Origin of the sequence: Acidovorax radicis N35 (assembly GCF_000204195.1) — a bacterium.
GTDB lineage: Bacteria > Pseudomonadota > Gammaproteobacteria > Burkholderiales > Burkholderiaceae_C > Acidovorax > Acidovorax radicis.
Window position 1 is genome coordinate 866,782 of the sequence record NZ_AFBG01000018.1, and the last position, 18,787, is coordinate 885,568.

18 protein-coding genes and 1 pseudogene are annotated in these 18,787 nt (G+C 65.7%); 12 read left to right on the forward strand and 7 right to left on the reverse strand.

The features are described 5' to 3' along the window. Nucleotides 1–34: 34 nt before the first annotated feature. The 3 genes from ARADN35_RS26945 to ARADN35_RS0109710 all read right to left on the reverse strand — a co-directional run bounded on the left by ARADN35_RS26945 (nucleotide 35) and on the right by ARADN35_RS0109710 (nucleotide 2,753). Entirely contained in the window at nucleotides 35–1,186 is a 1,152-nt protein-coding gene (locus ARADN35_RS26945; protein ID WP_010461499.1) for an ankyrin repeat domain-containing protein, read from the reverse strand. After that, complete coding sequence (locus ARADN35_RS0109705) at nucleotides 1,183–1,725, reverse strand: sigma-70 family RNA polymerase sigma factor (protein WP_010461500.1); 543 nt, start codon at nucleotides 1,723–1,725, stop codon at nucleotides 1,183–1,185. Before ARADN35_RS0109705 ends, ARADN35_RS26945 begins: the two co-directional genes overlap by 4 nt. A 113-nt stretch (nucleotides 1,726–1,838) precedes the next feature. Continuing rightward, entirely contained in the window at nucleotides 1,839–2,753 is a 915-nt protein-coding gene (locus tag ARADN35_RS0109710) for a hypothetical protein (protein WP_010461501.1), read from the reverse strand. 219 nt (nucleotides 2,754–2,972) lie between these two features. Between ARADN35_RS0109710 and ARADN35_RS0109715 the strand changes: the two genes are divergently transcribed. The 7 genes and pseudogenes from ARADN35_RS0109715 to ARADN35_RS26150 all read left to right on the forward strand — a co-directional run. Further along, entirely contained in the window at nucleotides 2,973–3,614 is a 642-nt protein-coding gene (locus ARADN35_RS0109715) for a peroxiredoxin (RefSeq protein ID WP_010461502.1), read from the forward strand. Nucleotides 3,615–3,679: 65 nt separating this feature from the next. Further along, nucleotides 3,680–4,261, forward strand: coding sequence for an RBBP9/YdeN family alpha/beta hydrolase (locus ARADN35_RS0109720; RefSeq protein WP_373404698.1), 582 nt, complete (start codon nucleotides 3,680–3,682; stop codon nucleotides 4,259–4,261). Nucleotides 4,262–4,492: 231 nt separating this feature from the next. Next, nucleotides 4,493–5,497, forward strand: coding sequence for a sulfate ABC transporter substrate-binding protein (locus ARADN35_RS0109725; RefSeq protein WP_029413810.1), 1,005 nt, complete (start codon nucleotides 4,493–4,495; stop codon nucleotides 5,495–5,497). A 31-nt stretch (nucleotides 5,498–5,528) separates the two neighbouring features. Continuing rightward, the gene (gene cysT / locus ARADN35_RS0109730) at nucleotides 5,529–6,398 is read left to right on the forward strand and encodes a sulfate ABC transporter permease subunit CysT (RefSeq protein ID WP_029413812.1); all 870 of its coding nucleotides are present in this window, start codon (nucleotides 5,529–5,531) and stop codon (nucleotides 6,396–6,398) included. Further along, complete coding sequence (gene cysW / locus ARADN35_RS0109735; RefSeq protein ID WP_029413814.1) at nucleotides 6,395–7,303, forward strand: sulfate ABC transporter permease subunit CysW; 909 nt, start codon at nucleotides 6,395–6,397, stop codon at nucleotides 7,301–7,303. The genes cysT and cysW overlap by 4 nt, the downstream gene beginning before the upstream one ends. Nucleotides 7,304–7,315: 12 nt before the next feature. Further along, on the forward strand, nucleotides 7,316–8,440 hold the full coding sequence (locus ARADN35_RS0109740) for a sulfate/molybdate ABC transporter ATP-binding protein (RefSeq protein WP_010461518.1): 1,125 nt from the start codon (nucleotides 7,316–7,318) through the stop codon (nucleotides 8,438–8,440). Nucleotides 8,441–8,586: 146 nt separating this feature from the next. Further along, nucleotides 8,587–9,105, forward strand: a pseudogene (locus tag ARADN35_RS26150) (disulfide bond formation protein B); the annotation flags it as partial. A gap of 434 nt (nucleotides 9,106–9,539) precedes the next feature. On the opposite strand, the gene ARADN35_RS0109750 reads toward ARADN35_RS26150, so the two are convergent. Both ARADN35_RS0109750 and trhO read right to left on the reverse strand, forming a co-directional pair. Next, entirely contained in the window at nucleotides 9,540–10,205 is a 666-nt protein-coding gene (locus ARADN35_RS0109750) for a glutathione S-transferase (protein WP_010461521.1), read from the reverse strand. Continuing rightward, nucleotides 10,202–11,203, reverse strand: coding sequence for an oxygen-dependent tRNA uridine(34) hydroxylase TrhO (gene trhO, locus ARADN35_RS0109755; RefSeq protein WP_010461522.1), 1,002 nt, complete (start codon nucleotides 11,201–11,203; stop codon nucleotides 10,202–10,204). The genes ARADN35_RS0109750 and trhO overlap by 4 nt, the downstream gene beginning before the upstream one ends. Nucleotides 11,204–11,306: 103 nt before the next feature. Here trhO and ARADN35_RS0109760 point away from each other — a divergent pair, with 103 nt between their 5' ends. Continuing rightward, nucleotides 11,307–12,938, forward strand: coding sequence for a GAF and HD-GYP domain-containing protein (locus tag ARADN35_RS0109760; RefSeq protein WP_029413816.1), 1,632 nt, complete (start codon nucleotides 11,307–11,309; stop codon nucleotides 12,936–12,938). Between the two features lie 72 nt (nucleotides 12,939–13,010). Here ARADN35_RS0109760 and ARADN35_RS0109765 read toward each other — a convergent pair whose 3' ends face one another. Further along, nucleotides 13,011–13,766, reverse strand: coding sequence for a Crp/Fnr family transcriptional regulator (locus ARADN35_RS0109765; protein ID WP_010461524.1), 756 nt, complete (start codon nucleotides 13,764–13,766; stop codon nucleotides 13,011–13,013). A gap of 219 nt (nucleotides 13,767–13,985) precedes the next feature. Between ARADN35_RS0109765 and ARADN35_RS0109770 the strand changes: the two genes are divergently transcribed. The 4 genes from ARADN35_RS0109770 to ARADN35_RS0109785 are packed head-to-tail and all read left to right on the forward strand — an operon-like array spanning nucleotide 13,986 to nucleotide 17,802. Next, the gene (locus ARADN35_RS0109770) at nucleotides 13,986–14,537 is read left to right on the forward strand and encodes an ester cyclase (RefSeq protein ID WP_010461525.1); all 552 of its coding nucleotides are present in this window, start codon (nucleotides 13,986–13,988) and stop codon (nucleotides 14,535–14,537) included. Continuing rightward, entirely contained in the window at nucleotides 14,534–15,325 is a 792-nt protein-coding gene (locus tag ARADN35_RS0109775; RefSeq protein ID WP_010461526.1) for an SDR family NAD(P)-dependent oxidoreductase, read from the forward strand. Before ARADN35_RS0109770 ends, ARADN35_RS0109775 begins: the two co-directional genes overlap by 4 nt. A gap of 26 nt (nucleotides 15,326–15,351) precedes the next feature. Then, nucleotides 15,352–16,425 (forward strand): MBL fold metallo-hydrolase, encoded by a 1,074-nt coding sequence (locus ARADN35_RS26155; RefSeq protein WP_010461527.1) that lies wholly within the window; start codon nucleotides 15,352–15,354, stop codon nucleotides 16,423–16,425. Between the two features lie 54 nt (nucleotides 16,426–16,479). Further along, the gene (locus ARADN35_RS0109785; RefSeq protein ID WP_010461528.1) at nucleotides 16,480–17,802 is read left to right on the forward strand and encodes an MFS transporter; all 1,323 of its coding nucleotides are present in this window, start codon (nucleotides 16,480–16,482) and stop codon (nucleotides 17,800–17,802) included. Nucleotides 17,803–17,871: 69 nt separating this feature from the next. Here the strand turns inward: ARADN35_RS0109785 and ARADN35_RS0109790 are convergent, their stop codons facing one another. Beyond that, a complete protein-coding gene (locus ARADN35_RS0109790; protein WP_010461529.1) occupies nucleotides 17,872–18,747 on the reverse strand; it encodes a LysR family transcriptional regulator in 876 nt (291 codons plus the stop codon). Nucleotides 18,748–18,787: the final 40 nt, after the last annotated feature.

Genomic DNA, 18,787 nt, shown 5'->3' on the forward strand with positions numbered 1-18,787 from the left:
ACACTGGACATCGCCTGAGCTGGCGGCTTCGCGACTAGCGTTGTTCAGCGTCGATCAGGTCCGCAATGCGCGTATGTCCCCGTTGCCGGGCTTGCTGAGCCGCGTTCAGTCCTTCACGGTCCACCAGGGTTCGGTTGGCGCCCAGCGCCAGGAGTTTCTGGACGGTGGTGGTCTGGCCGTGGGTGGCCGCAAGCATCAGTGCCGTCCTGCCACCACTGTCGCGGGCGTCGATGGGCGAGCCCTGGCGAACGAGGTTTTCCACCTGGAGGGGGTCGCCTGTACGGGCGGCTTCCCACAAGTGCTGCAACAACAAGACGCTGGAACCCACATCGGCGCTGGGTGTGGTGGCCGCGAGTTTGCCGCTCGCAGCGTTGCCCCCTTGTGGGCTGCGGGCAGCCGGAGCGGCGGCAGGTGCCGCAGCGGATGGCATGGCCTGGGGCTGTGGCACCACTTCCCTCGAAGCGGCACCATCTTGCACCGCGGAGCGCTCGCGCATTTCAGCGCGGGGGGCTGGCGCAGCGGAGGGCGCGGGTGGCGGTGCTGGACGGGGCGTCATGGCCTTTTCGGCGGTAATGGGCGGCGATGCGGGAAAGCCTGAAACGGCCCCGGCTGCGCTGCGGCCCGATGAGGACTCGGCTTCGGGGGCTGTGGTTGCCGGTGCGGGTGAAGGTGCTGGTGCAGTCTTGGCCAGCGGCCTGGCATGGCCTGGCGCCGCAGGTTTTTGTGCCGTGGACATGGCCGGTGGGATCGCCGTGTCGCGGGCACGGGCTGGCAAAGCTGCAGCGGCCGATGGCGCCGCGGCTGCCGCCGAGCTTGTTTCTGCGGCCGGTGCGGTAGACGGTGCTGGCGTGGGGGCCGGCAAAGCGGCAGGGGCTGGCGCCTCAGCCCGGCGGCGGCCGTAGGCGGTTTCTTGTTCTTCGGGCGTCCCGCGCTCGAATTGCAACATCAGCAAGCCGGCCAGCCCCACCACGGCCACGGTAGCCAGGGCCGAGATCTTCCAGCGTGACTGGTTGGCAGCAGTACGGCTTGGGGCTGCTGCCGTGGGCGATGGGGCCATGGCAGCTGCTGCCGCCAGCATCTGCGCATGCGCTCGCACTGCCTCGCGCACCTGCGCGCCGGGGCGGGCATCTTCCTGTGCGCTGGCTTCGCGGTATCGCCGGACCAGGTCGTCGTCTGGCGCGCTCATGATGCAAACTCCTTGAGATGCTGGCGAAGGCTGGCCCGCGCATAACGCAGGCGGCTCTTGGCGGTTTCAAAATTCACACCGGTAGCCTGTGCAATCTCCTGCACGCTGAGGTCACCTTCGGCCTGCAGCAGAAAGGCCTCCCGCTGCTCAAGGGGCAGTTGTTCCACGGCGGCGATCAGCGCTGCCGCCTGCTCACGCGACTGCAACTGCCGTACCGGCCCGAACCCGGAGTCGGCCACCAGCGTGTCGGCCAGGCTGCGCGCGTCCTCGTCGCTCGCGTCCAGGCTGGCGTGGTGTTTGGCGGTGCGAAGATGGTCCACCAGCCGGTTGTGCGCCAGCGTGAACAGCCAGGTGCGAAATTTCGCCTTGACCTCGTAGCCGCTGGCGTGGCGCGCCACGGAAAACCAGACATCCTGCAGCAGGTCGTCGGCCACGGCCTGGACCTTGACGCTGCGAAACACAAACCGCCATACCGCCAGTTCGTGCCGGCCGTACAGCGTGTCGAATGCGCCCATGTCTCCCCCGGCATAACGCAGCATGAGCGTCTCGTCGGGTTCGTCCGTGTGGGCGGGGGAAGGAGCTGTTGACACCGGAGCATTATGCGAGGCCCTCATGCACCGGCGGGCCTGTGCAGAGCGGAAGCCCTCAAGGCCTACCTCGGGTCGGGAACATACGACAGGTTGTCCGACTGCGGAAATGCGCGGGGCACATGCGGCCGTGCCAATGGCTCGCGGATCACGCCGCTGGCGACCAGGTTTTCGCGGCTGTCGTACCGGATGCTGATCACCTCGTTGGGCTGGTCCTGCAGGCGCGTGAAGGTGGTGTGCGAGACGACCGAGGTCTCGCGCTGGCCGTGGGCAGTGCCCAGCTTCGCCGACGGCACGGGCGCCGCCTTGGCCACACTGTCCGCAGCCATCGACCGTGCAGAGGATTCGGCTTCCGAGGAGGGGGCGGGTGCTGCAGCGGCGGGCGCTGCCGATGGCAAGGGCTGGTGGGGGGCAGGCTCCTCGCGCAAGCGCCCCAGGCTATTGCCGTTTCCACCGCTGTTTTCACGGCGCTGGCTCTGGCTGTAGGGCTCGGGGGTGACGGCGGGCGATGGCACGGGCGGCTGTTCGCGGAACAACGCCACGCCGATCACGCCCACGTGGGCCGGGCGGCCTGTGCGGCTGGCGTAGGAGTTGGCAATGCTGGAGAACTCGAAGGCGGCGACCTGGCTGTCGCTCTTGCGCCAGCCGGTGATCTGGTAGCGCTCGTAGGGCGAGAACACATAACCACGCTGGTCCCAGGCGGCGGTTTCACCGCTGAGCACATTGACGCCATCCACTGAAGGCACAGCCAGCACCCGTTCTCCCGAGCGGTTGCGCACCGTGATGGCGTAGCGCGCGCCGGGGCGCCCAGCCACCCAGTATTCGCCTTTGGCGTAATGCACCGGCAGGGTGGCCCCGGTATCGCGGTCCACGATGGTGACATCGGCCAGGCGGCCAATGGCCTGGGCAGGCAGGCTGGCCAGCGCCAGCAAGGCGGCCAGTGCAGTGACTGCGGGAAGGGTGAATGAACCGGGTTTCATGGCAGCTCCATCAAAGTGTTGTTGGTGCTGAGTGAAACGAACGGGGCGGGTCAATGGGGTTAAGCCTTCCACAAAAAATCGCAGGCTCGGTGGGTGCAGTAGGGCGGTCAATCAGCCTTTTGTTAGACGTTTTGGCGATTAAGTAAGAGCAATATATTCGTTTGGGTTTTAAAGACCGGATCGCAGAATGCCCCCTCAGACATTGAAGGAGCGTTTCACATGGCCACTTTGCGACTCGGCGACACCGCCCCCGACTTCACCCAGGAATCCACTGCCGGCACCATCCGTTTTCACGAGTGGGCCGGTGATTCGTGGGTAGTGCTCTTCTCGCACCCTGCCGATTTCACGCCCGTCTGCACCACCGAACTGGGCAAAACCGCAGCGTTGTCGGGCGAATTCGCCAAGCGCAATGTCAAGCCCATCGCCGTGAGCGTGGACCCCGTCGATTCGCACAACCGCTGGGTGGGCGACATCAACGAGACTCAGAACACCACCGTCAACTTCCCCATCCTGGCCGATGCGGACAAGAAAGTGGCCGACCTCTACGACATGATCCACCCCAACGCATCGACCACGGTCACGGTGCGCAGCGTGTTCATCATCGACCCGAAGAAGGTCATCCGCACCACCTTCACCTACCCCGCCAGCACGGGCCGAAATTTCGACGAGATCCTGCGCGTGATCGACTCGCTGCAACTGACCGACAGCCACAAGGTGGCCACGCCCGCCAACTGGAAGGACGGCGACGACGTGATCATCGTGCCCAGCCTGCAGGACCCGGCCGAGATCGCGCAGCGCTTCCCCAAGGGCTTCAAGGCCGTGCGCCCCTACCTGCGCATCACGCCCCAGCCCAACAAGTAAGAAGACAAAAGCACAACAACAGGGCGGGGCTGCGGCGCAAGGTCGTGGCCGGCCCTCTGATTTCTGTGACCACCACCTCCATCATCATCGTTCCCGGCTGGCGTGACTCGGGCCCCGGCCACTGGCAAAGCCTGTGGGCTGAGCGCCTGCCGCATGCCCGCCGCGTGGTGCAGGACGACTGGGTCACCCCCACCCGCTCGGCCTGGGTGGGCCAGCTTGAAAAAACCGTGCTCGCTGCGCCCCACCCGGTGGTGATCGTGGCGCACAGCCTGGGCTGCATTGCCACCAGCCACATCGGCACCGAGGCGGCGGCCCGCGTATGTGGTGCGCTGCTGGTGGCCCCGGCCGACCCCGAGCGCCGGGCCATCCTGAGCGACTTTGCTCCCGTGCCCTACGCCGCGCTGCCCTACCGCAGCATTGTGGTGGCCAGCAGCAACGACCCTTTTTGCCCCATCCGGCTGGCGGGTGCCTATGCCCGGGCCTGGGGCAGCGAGTTCGTGCGCATGCAAAACGCCGGGCACATCAACATCGACTCGGGCCATGGCGAATGGCCCCTGGGCTGGGCATTGCTGCAATCGCTGGAAGGCGATCACGCCGTGCCGCAGCAGCCTGCCGCCCCAACACACGTATCGTCTGCAGCGGCCTGATTGCTATAATTTTAATAGCTATTGGCGCTTGATATTAAAGCGCTAGCGGCTTGTTTTGCTTGAAGCGCCGCGTACGGGGTGGCTACCCGGGCAGGCATGCAATCGACCTGCGGCGGTCGATGAAAAATCCATATGCCAATATACGATTAATTAACAAGAATATATTCTTTTGAGTTTTAAGGACGCCTCCGCACAATGCGTCATCTCCAGTATTTTTTGGGCGACACCACCATGACTTCTTTGAAACTCAAGACCCTTCTTGCCTCCTTGGCCCTGGCCGCCAGCGGCATGGCTGCCGCACAGAATTCCCTGTTGAACGTGTCGTATGACGTGGCCCGCGAGTTTTACAAGGACTACAACGCCGCCTTTGCCGCGCACTACAAGAAGACCACTGGCCAGGACGTGAAGATCGACCAGTCGCATGCCGGCTCCAGCGCCCAGGCGCGTGCCGTGAACGACGGCCTGGCCGCCGACGTGGTGACCATGAACACCACCACCGACGTGCAGTTCCTGGCCGACAGCGGCGTGGTGGCCAAGGACTGGGCCAAGAAGTTTCCGCACGACGCATCGCCCACCACCTCGACCATGCTGTTCCTGGTGCGCAACGGCAACCCCAAAGGTATCAAGGACTGGGAAGACCTCATCAAGCCCGGCGTGCAGGTGATCGTGGTGAACCCCAAGACCGGCGGCAATGGCCGTTATGCCTACCTGGCTGCTTGGGGCGCCGTGCGTGAAAAGGGTGGCACCGAGGCGCAGGCCGCCGAGTTTGTGGGCAAGCTCTACAAGAACGTGCCTATCCTGGCCAAGGGCGGCCGTGATGCCACGGCCACCTTCCTGCAGCGCAACCAGGGCGATGTGCTGATCACGTTCGAATCCGAGGTGGTCTCCATCGACCGCGAATTCGGCGCCGGCAAGGTCGATGCGATCTACCCGTCGGTGAGCGTGGTGGCCGAGAATCCCGTGGCCGTGGTGGAGCGCACCGTGGCCAAGAAAGGCACCGCCCAGCTGGCCAAGGCCTACCTGGACTACCTGTACTCTGACGAAGCGCAGGAGATCGCGGCCAAGCATGCGATTCGTCCCCGCTCGGAAACCGTGCTCAAGAAGTACGCCGACACGTTCAAGCCGCTCAAGCAGTTCACGGTGGCCAAGTATTTCGGCTCGCTGACCGAAGCGCAGAAGGTGCACTTCAACGACGGCGGCCAGTTCGACAAGCTCTACACGCCCGGCGCCAAGTAAGCCAGCGCGTTTCGTTTCTACTTCCTCATTTATGACCACCGCGACTGCAGTGGCCGCAGCCCCGGCCGGACGGCGCGCGCCCAAACGCGTGCTGCCCGGCTTCGGGCTGACTCTGGGCTACACGCTTTTCTATCTGAGCATCATTGTGCTGATCCCGTTGTCGGCACTGATCTTCAAGACCTTCACGCTGACCTGGGAGCAGTTCTGGGCGGCCATCAGTGCGCCCCGCGTGATGGCTTCGTACCGCCTCACATTTGGCGCATCGTTCCTCGCAGCGTTGGTCAACCTGGTGTTTGGCCTGCTGATTGCCTGGGTGCTTGTGCGCTACAAGTTTCCGGGCAAGAAGATTGTGGACGCGCTGGTAGATCTGCCGTTTGCGCTGCCCACCGCCGTGGCCGGCATCTCGCTGACCGCCTTGTTGGCTGGCAATGGCTGGGTCGGGCAGATTCTGGAGCCCATGGGCATTCAGCTCGCGTTCAAGCCCGCCGGTATCGTGATTGCGCTGATCTTCATCGGCCTGCCGTTCGTGGTGCGCACCGTGCAGCCCGTGCTGGAAGACGCTGAAAAAGAGCTGGAAGAAGCCGCCACCTGCCTGGGCGCCACGCGCCTGCAGACCTTCACCAAGGTCATCCTGCCCTCCATCACCCCTGCGCTGCTCACCGGCTTTGCCATGGCGTTCGCGCGGGCGGTGGGGGAGTACGGCTCGGTGATCTTCATCGCTGGCAACATGCCCATGGTGTCGGAGATCACGCCGCTCATCATCATCGGCAAGCTCGAGCAGTACGACTACGCCGGCGCCACTGCCGTGGCCGTGGTCATGCTCGTGATCTCGTTCATCCTGCTGTTGGTCATCAACGCACTACAGGCCTGGCAGCGACGCCACGCGGGGGCTCCAGCATGAGCGGCAACAACTCCCGGACTATCCGCCGCGCACAAGCGGGAACTACTGAAGCGCCCTGGGTCCGCTACACGTTGATCACCATCGCGCTGATCTTCATGCTGCTGTTCCTGGTGCTGCCGCTGGCCGCGGTGTTTGCCGAGGCGCTGCGCAAGGGCTTTGGCGCGTACCTCGAAGGCCTGCGTGAACCCGATGCCTGGTCGGCCATCAAGCTCACGCTAATCACTGCACTCATCGCCGTGCCGCTGAACCTCGTGTTTGGCGTGGCGGCCGCGTGGTGCATTGCCAAGTACGAGTTCAAGGGCAAGGCGTTCCTGACGACGCTGGTAGACCTGCCGTTCTCGGTATCGCCCGTGGTGGCGGGCCTGATCTACGTGCTGATGTTCGGCGCGCAGGGCTGGTTTGGCCCCTGGCTGCAGGCGCACGACATCAAGATCATTTTTGCCGTGCCGGGCATCGTGCTGGCCACCGTGTTTGTGACCTTCCCGTTCATCGCGCGTGAGCTGATCCCGCTGATGCAGGCGCAGGGCAACGACGAGGAGCAGGCCGCCATCGTGCTGGGGGCCACCGGCTGGCAGACCTTCTGGTACGTGACCCTGCCCAACATCAAGTGGGGCCTGCTGTACGGCGTGATCCTGTGCAATGCGCGGGCCATGGGCGAGTTTGGCGCGGTGTCCGTCGTGTCGGGCCACATCCGTGGGCAGACCAACACCATCCCGCTGCACGTCGAGATTCTCTACAACGAATACCAGTCGGTGGCTGCGTTTGCGGCGGCTTCGCTGCTGGCGCTGCTGGCGCTCGTCACCCTGGTGATCAAGACCATTGCCGAACACCGCAACGAGCAGGCGCTGAAGGCGGCTGCCGAATTGCCCCCCGAGCGGCCCGCGCCTTTGCCAACCGCCCGCTGAAGGAAGAAGACCATGAGCATTGAAATCCGTAACGTCAGCAAGCAATTCGGCGACTTCCAGGCGCTGCGCGATGTGAGCCTCGATATCGCGTCGGGCGAACTCATCGCGCTGCTGGGCCCCTCGGGCTGCGGCAAGACCACGCTGCTGCGCATCATCGCGGGCCTGGAGACGGCCGATGTAGGCACCATCCATTTCAGCGGCGAAGACACCACCGATGTGCACGTGCGCGAGCGCAACGTGGGCTTCGTGTTCCAGCACTATGCGCTGTTTCGCCACATGACGGTGTTCGAGAACGTGGCCTTCGGCCTGCGCGTCAAGCCCCGCAGCGAGCGCCCGAGCGACGCGCAGATCAAGCAGAAGGTGACCGACCTGCTCAAGCTCGTGCAGCTCGACTGGCTGGCCGACCGCTACCCCTCGCAACTGTCCGGCGGCCAGCGCCAGCGCATTGCGCTGGCGCGCGCACTGGCGGTGGAGCCCAAGGTGCTGCTGCTGGATGAGCCGTTTGGCGCTCTCGATGCCAAGGTGCGCAAGGAACTGCGCCGCTGGCTGCGCCGCCTGCACGACGAACTGCACGTCACCTCAATTTTCGTGACCCATGACCAGGAAGAAGCGCTGGAAGTGGCCGACCGCGTGGTGGTCATCAACCAGGGCCGCATCGAGCAAAGTGGCTCGCCCCAGCAGGTGTGGGACCAGCCCGCCAGCCCGTTCGTCTACGGCTTTTTGGGCGACGTGAACCTGTTCCATGGCCGCGCGCATGAGGGGCTGGTGCACCTCGACGGCATGCAGATCGACTCGCCCGAACACAGTCAGGCGCAGAACGCCAAGGCCTTTGCCTATGTGCGCCCACACGACCTGGATGTGGAGCGCTATTCGCCCGGCGCCGGACTCGACGCCCAAGGTCGCCCGCGCGGCATCGTGGCCCAACTGAGCCGCGCCATTGTGGTGGGCCCGATTGCGCGGCTGGAACTTATTCCCTCCGACGATCACAAACCAGCGGACAATGCGTCCCCAGACCACTTGATCGAAGCGCAGATCCCTGCGCAGCAGTTCAAGGAAATGGGTTTCAAGGAGGGTGAAACGCTGGTGGTGACACCGCGCCGCGCCCGCGTCTTCTTGGATCACGCCGCTGGAATCTGACTCCCCCTGAGCCGCTGCGCGTCTTCCCCCTGAGGGGGCGCACCCGGTGGACTGGCGGAGCCAGATCCACGGGTGCACTGGCATGGGCCGCGCCCGTTTCGGAGGCGGCACCGTTTGCAATGGCTATTGGATGAGGGATAAGAATGATGGTGTTGAACTGGATCGATCAGGCCCCGCGCCGCGTGCTGGCACTGATCAGCGTGGCTTGTGTGGCGATGCTGGCTTTTGGCATGTACCTGCAGCATGTGGTGGGCCTGGAGCCTTGTCCCATGTGCATCGTGCAGCGCTATGCTCTCATTAGTATAGCAATCTTTACAGGTCTGGCAAGCGTCAGGGGGCAAAAAGGCTGGTGGATGACCTGGGCGGTGTTGGCGGTGATCGCGGCCGGGTTTGGCGCCTTTGTAGCGGCCCGCCAGAGCTGGCTGCAGTGGTATCCCCCCGAAATCGCCACCTGCGGCCGTGACTTCTACGGAATGATCGAAAACTACCCCATCAGCCGCGCCATTCCGATGATCTTCCGGGGCTCGGGCGATTGCACAGCGATTGACTGGACGTTCCTCGGTGGCTCGATTGCCAACTGGTCCTTTATCTGTTTTGTGGGTTTTGGCCTGGTGCTGCTGGTGCTGCTGGTGCGTGCCTTGAAGAATGGTGGGAGCCGGGGGGGGCTCGGGTTACTCAATGGCGTGATGCCCCTGGCTCGCCATGGACTAAAAAAGGCGCTCGTTGGAGCGCCTTTTTCATTTGCTGAACCAAGGTGTCGGGCGGTGCGGCCTGACGTCCCGGTGCCTCATTTCAATGGCTTTTCTTCCGTGGGCACGGGTGCAGCCTCGTCGGGCACCTTGGGGATGTCAGAGGCATGGTGCTCCATGGGAGTCTTCTTCCCCGGCTGAGGTGTCTTGTCAGCGCCCGGGGCGATCTCCTCGTTGTTGTGCTGCTTCGCTTGCTGAACCTTCTTGTCGTGCGCAATGTTGCGGGGATCGGTCATCTCGTACTTTCAGTGGTGGATACCCATCCTTGTCCGAGAACACAGTGGCACGGGTAGGACAACGGGACGTTGCAGTGCAAGGGGCGCGTTTGCACATCGGGTGTCCCTGTCTGGTTATCTACCATCCTCCAGGAATGGGAAAGGCACCCCCTTCGTTCCATCTACCCATCCCGGCAGCTTGTGCATCACGCTCTCGAACAGGCCGTTCACCTGCCACTGCGCCAGCCAGGTCTGAAGGTGTGGCCAGGGTTGGGCATCCCACCATGCGGCGTCAATGCCCGCAAACTGCCGAACGAAGGGGGCAATGGCCATGTCCGCCAGGGCGGCGTGGTCGCCAAACAGGAAGGGGCGTTGGGCAAGCCGTGTCTCCAGGCCGTGCAGCCATTCCACGGCCTGTGTGCGGGCCAGGGCGGTGTCGGCCTCGGGGTAGCGGCTGGGGTATTTGCAGCGGTCCAGTGCTTGCTTGAAGGGGCCGTCGCATTCAGCCACCAATGCCAGCATGTCTTCCACGTCGCCGTGGCTCGGGGCCAGCCAGCCGGCAGGGTCGTTTCGGGCCAATGCCCATTGCATGATGTCCAGGCTCTGCTCCAGCACCTTGCCGTCGGGCAGCACCAGCACAGGCACCGTCGCCTTGGGCGACGCCTGCAGCAAACCTTGTGGCTTGTTCCTCAGCACCACCTCGCGCAACTCGCACACGTGGCCACTCACGGCCAGCGCCAGCCGGGCGCGCATGGCATACGGGCAGCGGCGAAAGGAATAAAGGACGGGCAGGGCGCTCACGCGGATTCGTCCTCGTGATCACTCTCGTCGTCTCTGGAGCTGGATCGCGCCGGGTTGCCCGGTTGCCGCGCGCCGATGTGCGCCTGTCCGCGTTGGTTTGCCAGGTCCATCTGGCGCTGCCGCTCTGCCAGCGCGCGTTCCTGCTCGGGTGTGCGCGTGCCGTGGCAATAGGGGCAGCTCACGCCGCGCACGTAATGTGGCGAGTGCAATTCGGCCTCGCCCAGTGGCATTCGACACGACCGGCAAAGCTGGTGGTGGCCGGGTGCCAGGCCGTGGCCTACCGACACACGTTCGTCAAACACAAAACAGTCGCCATGCCAGCGGCTGGCCTCTTCGGGCACAGTTTCGAGGTACTTGAGAATGCCGCCTTCGAGGTGAAAGACCTCCTCGAACCCCTGCGATTTGAGCAGGGCGGTGGACTTCTCGCAGCGGATGCCGCCCGTGCAGAACATGGCCACGCGGGGTTTCCCAGCCAGCACGCCGCCAGGCTGCGATTGCGCGGCCACCCACGCCGGAAACTCCGCAAAACTCTTCGTGTGCGGGTTGATGGCGCGCTCAAAACTGCCGATGCCCACCTCGTAGTCGTTGCGCGTGTCCACTACCACCACACCGGGGTCGTCGATGAGCGCGTTCCAGTCCTCGGGCTTCACATAGGTGCCCGCGTTGCGGGCGGGATTCAGGCCGGGTACCCCCAGGGTCACGATCTCGCGCTTGAGCCGCACGCGCATGCGGTAGAACGGCTGGCGCTCGGTAGGCGCCTCTTTGTGCTGCAGGTTGGCAAAGCGCGGGTCGTTGCGCAGCCAGGCCAGTACGGCCAGCACATCCGCTGGCTCGCCCGCGATGGTGCCGTTGATGCCCTCGGGCGCCAGCAACAGCATGCCGCGCACGCCGCGCTCGTCGCACAGGGCCTGCAGCGGCGCACGCAATGCGGCGCAGTCGGGCAGATCGGCAAACTGGTAGAGGGCGACGGTGAGAAAGCGGGGTGTGACCGAGTGCACGAATGGAGTGCCTGAAGCAGCGACTTGTGGAGGGAAGGGGGTGATGATAGCGGTCACCTTTCGTTACGATGTGGTGTCGCCAACGCTGCACCAAGGTGGTTGTATGAGCAAGGAATCCACGATCGACCTGTTTCGCCGGCTGGAACAGCTCAACGGCATCGGCGCGGCGCTTTCGCGCGAGCGGGATATCGACCGGCTGCTGGAGAACATCCTGGAGGCGGCCAAGGCCATCACCGGCGCCGACGGCGGCACGCTCTACAGCGTGACGGAAGACCAGTCGGCCCTCAAGTTCGAGATCCTGCGCACGGACTCCCTGGGCATCCGCCTCGGGGGCACCACGGGCAAACCCATCGACCTTCCGCTGCTGCCCCTGCGTACAGCCGATGGTGCGCCCAACGACTCTCTGGTGGCCGCGCATGCCGCCATTCACGACCGCACCGTGAACATCGCAGATGCCTACAGCGCGGCAGGGTTTGACTTCTCGGGGACCCGTGCGTTTGACCTGCGCACCGGCTACCACTCGCAATCCTTCCTCACGGTGCCGATGAAGAACCATGACCGGGAGCTGATCGGCGTGTTGCAACTCATCAACCCGCGCGATCCGCAGACGGGGGAGGTCATCACCTTTTCACAGGCCGACCAGAGCCTGGCCGAATCGCTGGCCTCGCAGGCCGCCATTGCGCTGACCAACCGGCTGCTCATCACCCAGCTCGAACGGTTGTTCGAGTCGTTTGTGAACCTCATCAACCTGGCCATTGACGAAAAATCGCCGTACACCGGCGGCCATTGCCAGCGTGTGCCAGCTCTCACCATGATGCTGGCCGAGGCCGTGGATCGCACGGCGCAAGGCCCGCTGGCAGCCTTCAAGATGACCGAACGGGACCGCTACGAACTCAAGATGGCGGGCCTGCTGCACGACTGCGGCAAGATCACCACGCCCGTGCACGTGGTGGACAAGGCGACCAAGCTGCAGACGATTTACGACCGCATCGGCCTGGTGGACACGCGCTTTGAAGTGCTCAAGCGCGACGCCGAGCTGGCCGCGCTGCGCCGCCAGCTGGCGCTGCGCCCCGTGGTGGACGCGCGGGCCGAAGGCCAGGAACTGCAGGGCCTGCAGCAGGAGATCCACACGCTGGAAGAGGAGCGCAAATTTCTGCGCCACTGCAACACCGGCAGCGAAGCCATGCGGCCCGAAGACCAGCAGCGCGTGCGCGACATTGCCGCCATCCGCCACTGGCGCAACCCGCAGGGCGTGCAGACCAGCTTTTTGACGGCCGAAGAGGTCGAGAACCTCACCATCCGTGCGGGTACCTTGAACCAGGCGGAGCGCGACACCATCAATTACCACATCGTCGCCACCATCAAGATGCTGGAGACGCTGCCCTGGCCCCGGCACCTGAAGAATGTGCCCGAGTACGCGGGCGGCCACCACGAACGCATGGATGGCAAGGGCTACCCGCGTGGCCTCACGCGCGAGCAGATGTCGCTGCAGGCCCGCATGATGGGCATTGCCGACATCTTCGAGGCGCTGACAGCGGCAGACCGGCCCTATAAAAGTGGCATGACCCTGTCAGAGGCGCTGGCCATCATGCGCAGGATGCGGGACAACGGGCACATCGACCCAGACCTGTTCGAGGTGTTCGTGCGCGAGGGGGTGTATCTGCGGTATGGGCAGGAGTTTCTGGATGCGGGGCAGGTGGACGGGGTGGATATTGCAGCGCTGGGGTTTGTTTAGCAGGGCTGGTAGCTATTTTTTAATAGCTAACAGCGCATGCTGAATGGGCGCTAGCGGCCCATATGGATCAAATCACCCCCCATCCTGCACACACCCCTCCAGCTTTCCCCGATCCATCACCTCCACCACCCGATACCCCACCCGCAAGATCCCCTCGTCTTCCCACAGCTTCAACTGCCGGTTCACGCTCTGCCGTGACACCCCCAGCATGAAGGCCAGGTCTTCCTGCGACACCGCCAGCGTGGTCGCCCCGTCCGAAGCCTCGGGCCGCGCGTCCAGCGTCAGCAGCCGGTGCGCCAGCCGTACGGGCAGCGGCTGCAGGATGGCGTCATCGATCCAGGCCAACGCCTGGCGCAGCCGCATGCACACCAGCCTGGTAAACGCCATGTGCACCTGAGGCTGCGTGTTCACCAGGTGGTGGAAGTCGTCGGCATAGACCACGGCGATCTCGGCCGCATCGACCGCACAGGTGTCGTACACGCGCTCGCGGCCTACGAACAGCGACACCTCGCCGAACCAGTGGCCGGGCTCCAGCACGGCGATCACGGCCTCGCGCCCGCCGGGGGCCACCACGCTCACGCGCAGCGAGCCGCTGACCACGCCGAACAGCGCATCGGGCGCCGAGCCCTTGAGGAACAGCGAATCGCCGCGCTGCAGCTGCTTGTGGTGCGCCACCTGCAGCAGTTGCAGCTGCACATCGTCCGGCAGGCGCAATCTGTTGGCCGCGTCGGGGGCGGTGAGCGCGTGGGGCGCGTCGGGGGCGGTGAGCGCGTGGGGCGCGTCGGGGGACAAGGTGGGAGAGCGGGGCGGGGGCGTGCGCAGGGGCATGGGGTGGATGGCGGGCTTGTGCGTGGTGGCGAGCTGAGACGAGCGATCAAGGTGGGTGGCACGGTGTACCGCATGCGGGGGCGGGGCGGAAGGCCTGTGCGGGTTTGTCCGGGGCCGCAATTGCCAACAACAGACAGTCTGCGAAGGGAGGGCTGCGGATAGTCGATGGCTGTACTGCGATGCAACGCGCAGATCACCACCTAGACCAAGGAACCCACGATGACGACTGCCACCACCTCCCCAGCCCCACAGACCGCCCTGCAGGCCCTGCGGGAGAAGACCGTGCTGGACCATTTTGCCGACGAGACCCGCCAGGACTTCGACGCGGTGCTGGACACCTTTCCGCACCCGCACTACGAACTGATTCCGACCGGCGAGGTGCACGACGGCAACGAGGCGGTGCGTGCCTACTACCTGGCCTCGCGCAAGGCCTTCCCGGACCAGCGGCACGAGATCATCCAGCTGCGCCACACCGACGACGCGGTGATCGTGGAGTTCTGGCTGCTGGGCACCCACCGGGGCCCGCTGGGCAACCTGCCGCCCACGGGCAACAGCTTCCGCTGCCGCATGATTGCGCTCTTCATCTTTGAGGGCGAGCGCCTGGTTTGCGAGCGCGTGTACTTCGACTCGATGACCATGCTGCGCCAGTTGCTGGCCGGCGTGCCGCCCGCGCAGCTGCCGGCCATTGTGGGCTCGCTCCTGGCGGCGGGGCCCACCAGTGCGCCCGCAGCTTCAGGGCGCCAACCAGAAACCACTGCGGCTGCCGCATGACGACGGGCTCGGCGCTCTCGGGTCACCACGCGGTCATCACCGGCGGCGCACAGGGCATCGGCCTGGCCATTGCCCGGCGCTTTCTGGCCGATGGCGCCAGTGTGTCCCTGTGGGACCGCGACACAGAGGCGCTCCAGGCCGCCAGGGCCCCGCTGGATGCCAGCGCCCGCATCCACACGGCCCGGGTGGATGTGGCCCATGAGGCCGATGTCGAATCGGCCGCCCAGGCCAGCGAGGCGGCGCTCGGGCCTATCACCGTGCTGGTGAACAACGCCGGCGTGCTGGGCCCGCTGGCGCCGTTGTGGGAACACACCCCGGCGCAGTGGCGCCAGGTGATGGAGGTGAACCTCACGGGCGCCTTTCTGTGCTGCCGGGCCGTGGTGCCACGCATGCTGCGGGACCTGGCTGGCACCCAGCCGCCCGGCCTGGGGCGGCGCATTGTCAACATCGCCTCAGTGGCGGGCAAGGAAGGCAACGGGCTGAATGCGGCGTACTCCGCGTCCAAGGCTGGGCTCATCGCACTCACCAAGTCGCTGGGCAAGGAGCTGGCGGCGCCGGGCATCCTGGTCAACGCCATCACCCCCTCGGCGGCCGACACGGCGGTGTTCGATGCCGTACCGGCCGAGCACCAGGCCGCGCTGCGCCAGAACCTGCTTGCGCGCGTGCCCATGGGCCGCTTCGTGTTGCCCGATGAAGTGGCTGCGATGGCGGCCTGGCTGGCCTCGGCCGACTGCTCATTCAGCACCGGCGCGGTGTTCGACATCTCGGGCGGGCGCTCGCTCTACTGACCAGCCTACTTCTCCAGGAGAACTCCATGAAAAGAGACAACGCCCCTTCCACCCTGGTGGCGGTCACGGACTTCGACAGCGCCCGCAGCGCGCCGTCGCCGCAGGACCGCCTGCGCGCGCTGCGCCGCAGCGGCGCGCAGTTCCGCGAGCGGTTCCTCGACGAGCCGGCCGTGCGCTACGCCCGCAGCTTCGACCTGCTGCGCATTCCCTATCCGGCCTGGTATGCGTTCAGCGGTGTGTATTCGCAGCAGCTGCTCAAGCCGCACATGGTGCATCTGCTGGCGCGCACGGTACTCATCCAGTTCGAGGATTTCGGAGGGCAGCTGCGCCACCTGCTGTTCACGCCGGCAGACCACGAGACGGGGCGCGATACGCCGTACTTCCGCCGCCTGAGCGAGCAGACGCCGGCCTTCTTGCACAGCACCATCGCGCCCATCTATGGCACCGTGCTGGATGCCCTGGCCAGCGTGGGCGTGGCGCCCGAGCGCATCGACTACATCACTTATGACCACCTGCACACGCAGAACCTGCGGCGCTGGCTGGGCACGGGCGGCGGGCCCGGCCTGCTGCCCAACGCGCGCCTGCTGGTGCACCGGCAGGAGCTGGCGAGCGTGGCGGGCCTCTTGCCCACCCAGGCCGACTGGTACTGCCCCGACGGCCTGCGCGGCGTGGCCGGCGACCGCATCGTGCCATTCGACGGCAGCGTGCAGCTGGGCCGGGGCGTGGCGCTGGTGCACACGCCCGGTCACACCGAGGGCAACCATTCGCTGGTGTACCGCGTGCCGGACGGCCTGCGTGTGAGCAGCGAAAACGGCGTCTCGGCCGACAGCTGGGCGCCCGAGGTCTCGCGCCACAACGCCATCCGCCGCTTTGCCAAGGCGACCGGGGCCGAGGTGGTCCTGAACGGCAACACGCAGGAAAACAGCAACGACCAGTACCTCTCGATGGTGCTGGAGAAGACCATCGCGGGCACCTCGGCGTCGCACGGCTTCAGCAACGTGGTGCCGTCGAGCGAATGTTCGCCGCACTGGCTGTTCCCGGGCGCGCCCACGGGCCACCTCTGGGGCGCCACCGAGTCGGGACAGCTGCAGCGCGTGTGACGCCTGCGCACTGCCGGTGCGCCACGCGACAAGAACAAACCCAGGAGACAACCCATGAACACGGCCACCTATGGCGCGGCTGCGGCGGCATCCGCTGCCACCGAGAACACCAGCTCCCACGCGCTCTACCGCAAGATCAGCTGGCGGCTCATACCGCTGCTGTTCGTCTGCTACATCTTCAACTACCTGGACCGCACCAACATCGGCTACGCGCAGCTGCAGATGAAGGCCGACCTGGGCTTCGGCGATGCGGTCTTCGGCCTCGGGGCCGGGGTGTTCTTCATCGGCTACGCGCTGTTCGAGATCCCCAGCAATGTGATGCTGGCGCGTGTGGGCATGCGGGCCACGCTGCTGCGCATCATGGCGCTGTGGGGTCTGGCATCGGCGGCCACCTTGTTCGTCACCACGCCCACGCAGTTCTATGTGCTGCGGTTTCTGGTGGGGGTTTTCGAGGCAGGCTTTGCACCCGGCGTGCTGTTCTACCTCACGCTGTGGTTCCCGGCGCAGCAGCGTGCGCGGGCCACGGCGCTGTTCTTCATGGCCTACGGGGCGGCACCCATTGTGGCGGGCCCGCTGGCGGGGCTGACCATGACGTACCTGGACGGCGCGCTGTCCCTGCGCGGCTGGCAGTGGCTCTTCGTGGTGGAGGGGTTGCCGTGCGTGTTGCTGGGCGTGCTGGCCTATCGCTGGCTCGACAACCGCCCCGAGGAGGCCGGCTGGCTCACATCGCAAGAAAAAGCCCAGGTGCGGCGCGATCTGGCGCGGGAGCAAGCCATCGGTGGCGGCGCGCCGCAGTCCTTTGGCAGCGCATTGCGCAACCCGCAGGTGTGGCTGCTGGGGTTCATCTCGTTCCTGGTGATCCTGGGCATCTACGCCATGTCGTTCTGGCAGCCAACCCTGCTGCAGTCCATGGGGCTGTCGGTGCTGCAGATCGGGTTCTACTCGGTGGTTCCGGCGGCGCTGGGCATCGCTGCCACGCTGGTGGTGGCGCGGCATTCGGACCGCACCCAGGAGCGGCGCTGGCACTTTGCCGTGGGCGCGGTGCTCGGGGCCGTGGGGCTGTCGCTGACGACCCTGTTCATGCACAGCCCCTGGGCGGCCGTGGCCTGCCTGTCGCTGTCGGCCATGGGGGTGTCCAGCGCCTTCGCGGTGCTGTGGGCCGTGCCCGCCAGCCTGCTGGCCAAGGACGCTGCGGCGATGGGCATTGCACTCATCACCACGCTGGGCGGCACGGCAGGTGTGGTGGCACCGGTGATGGTGGGGGCCATCAAGTCGGCCACGGGCGGCTTCAGCCTGAGCCTTTACATCCTGAGTGGCGCACTGGTGCTGGCGGCGGCGTTGATGGTGGCGGCGGGGCCTCGGCGTCGTGTGGCCTGATGGGATATAAATGCTATTGTTTTGATAGCTATTTGCGCTTGATGAACAAGCGCTGGAGGCCAGTTTCCTTCATATTTCTTCCGACGCCATGCGGGCCTGGGCCCTGAGCCAGTCGCTGAACGCCACCAGGGCGCCCGTGGCCGGGCGCGACTGCAGCCGCGTGAGCCAGTAGGCGCCCTGGTGCAGTTCTTGGGCAAAGGGCTGCACCAGCCGGCCTTGCTGCAGTTCGCGCGTGAACATCTTCACCGGCAGCAGCGCCATGCCGGCGCCTTGTGCCGCTGCTTCTGCCAGGGTGAGGGACGAGTCGAACACCGCGCCGCGCACCACGGGGCAGGGGGCGCCAGCGGCCTCGAACCACGCCGCCCATTCATCGGTGCGGTAGCTGCGCAGCAGCGACTGCCGTGCCAGGTCGACCGACGAGCGCAGGCCGCGGGCCAGCGCGGGCGAACACATCACGGACATGGGCGCGTCCATGATGCGTTCGGCATGCGTGCCATGCCAGGCGCCGTCGCCAAAGCGGATCGCGCAGTCCAGCCCTTCGCCCGCCATGTCCACCCGGTTGTTGTGTGTGAGCAGGCGCAGGTCCACAAAGGGGCAGGCCTGTTGAAAGTCGCGCAGCCGGGGCAGCAGCCAGCCCACGGCAAAGGTGCCCACGGCGCCCACGGTCAACACCTCGCGCGGGCGGGTGTCGCCCAGTTTTTCCAGGGCGCGCTCCAGGCCAGAGAACGATTCCGTCACCACCGGCAGCAGCGCCTGCCCCTCGTCCGTCAGCGCCAGCCCACGCGGCAGGCGGCGGAACAGCGGCTTGCCCAGGCGTTCTTCGAGCTTGCGGATGTGCTGGCTCACGGCGGTCTGGGTCACGTGCAGCTCCTGGGCCGCCCGCGTGAGGTTCAGGTGGCGCGCCGAGGCTTCGAATGCGCGCAGGGCATTGAGAGGTAGATGCATAAGTTTTTCTGGGGTCTGGCGGCAATTATTATCGATGGTG

Bases quoted from the DNA above. Each gene is read 5' to 3' on its own strand.
- ARADN35_RS26945 (WP_010461499.1), bottom strand. From the start codon at position 1,186: ATGAGCGCGCCAGACGACGACCTGGTCCGGCGATACCGCGAAGCCAGC.
- ARADN35_RS0109705 (WP_010461500.1), bottom strand. From the start codon at position 1,725: ATGCTGCGTTATGCCGGGGGAGACATGGGCGCATTCGACACGCTGTAC.
- ARADN35_RS0109710 (WP_010461501.1), bottom strand. From the start codon at position 2,753: ATGAAACCCGGTTCATTCACCCTTCCCGCAGTCACTGCACTGGCCGCC.
- ARADN35_RS0109715 (WP_010461502.1), top strand. From the start codon at position 2,973: ATGGCCACTTTGCGACTCGGCGACACCGCCCCCGACTTCACCCAGGAA.
- ARADN35_RS0109725 (WP_029413810.1), top strand. From the start codon at position 4,493: ATGACTTCTTTGAAACTCAAGACCCTTCTTGCCTCCTTGGCCCTGGCC.
- cysT (WP_029413812.1), top strand. From the start codon at position 5,529: ATGACCACCGCGACTGCAGTGGCCGCAGCCCCGGCCGGACGGCGCGCG.
- cysW (WP_029413814.1), top strand. From the start codon at position 6,395: ATGAGCGGCAACAACTCCCGGACTATCCGCCGCGCACAAGCGGGAACT.
- ARADN35_RS0109740 (WP_010461518.1), top strand. From the start codon at position 7,316: ATGAGCATTGAAATCCGTAACGTCAGCAAGCAATTCGGCGACTTCCAG.
- ARADN35_RS0109760 (WP_029413816.1), top strand. From the start codon at position 11,307: ATGAGCAAGGAATCCACGATCGACCTGTTTCGCCGGCTGGAACAGCTC.
- ARADN35_RS0109765 (WP_010461524.1), bottom strand. From the start codon at position 13,766: ATGCCCCTGCGCACGCCCCCGCCCCGCTCTCCCACCTTGTCCCCCGAC.
- ARADN35_RS0109770 (WP_010461525.1), top strand. From the start codon at position 13,986: ATGACGACTGCCACCACCTCCCCAGCCCCACAGACCGCCCTGCAGGCC.
- ARADN35_RS0109775 (WP_010461526.1), top strand. From the start codon at position 14,534: ATGACGACGGGCTCGGCGCTCTCGGGTCACCACGCGGTCATCACCGGC.
- ARADN35_RS26155 (WP_010461527.1), top strand. From the start codon at position 15,352: ATGAAAAGAGACAACGCCCCTTCCACCCTGGTGGCGGTCACGGACTTC.
- ARADN35_RS0109785 (WP_010461528.1), top strand. From the start codon at position 16,480: ATGAACACGGCCACCTATGGCGCGGCTGCGGCGGCATCCGCTGCCACC.
- ARADN35_RS0109790 (WP_010461529.1), bottom strand. From the start codon at position 18,747: ATGCATCTACCTCTCAATGCCCTGCGCGCATTCGAAGCCTCGGCGCGC.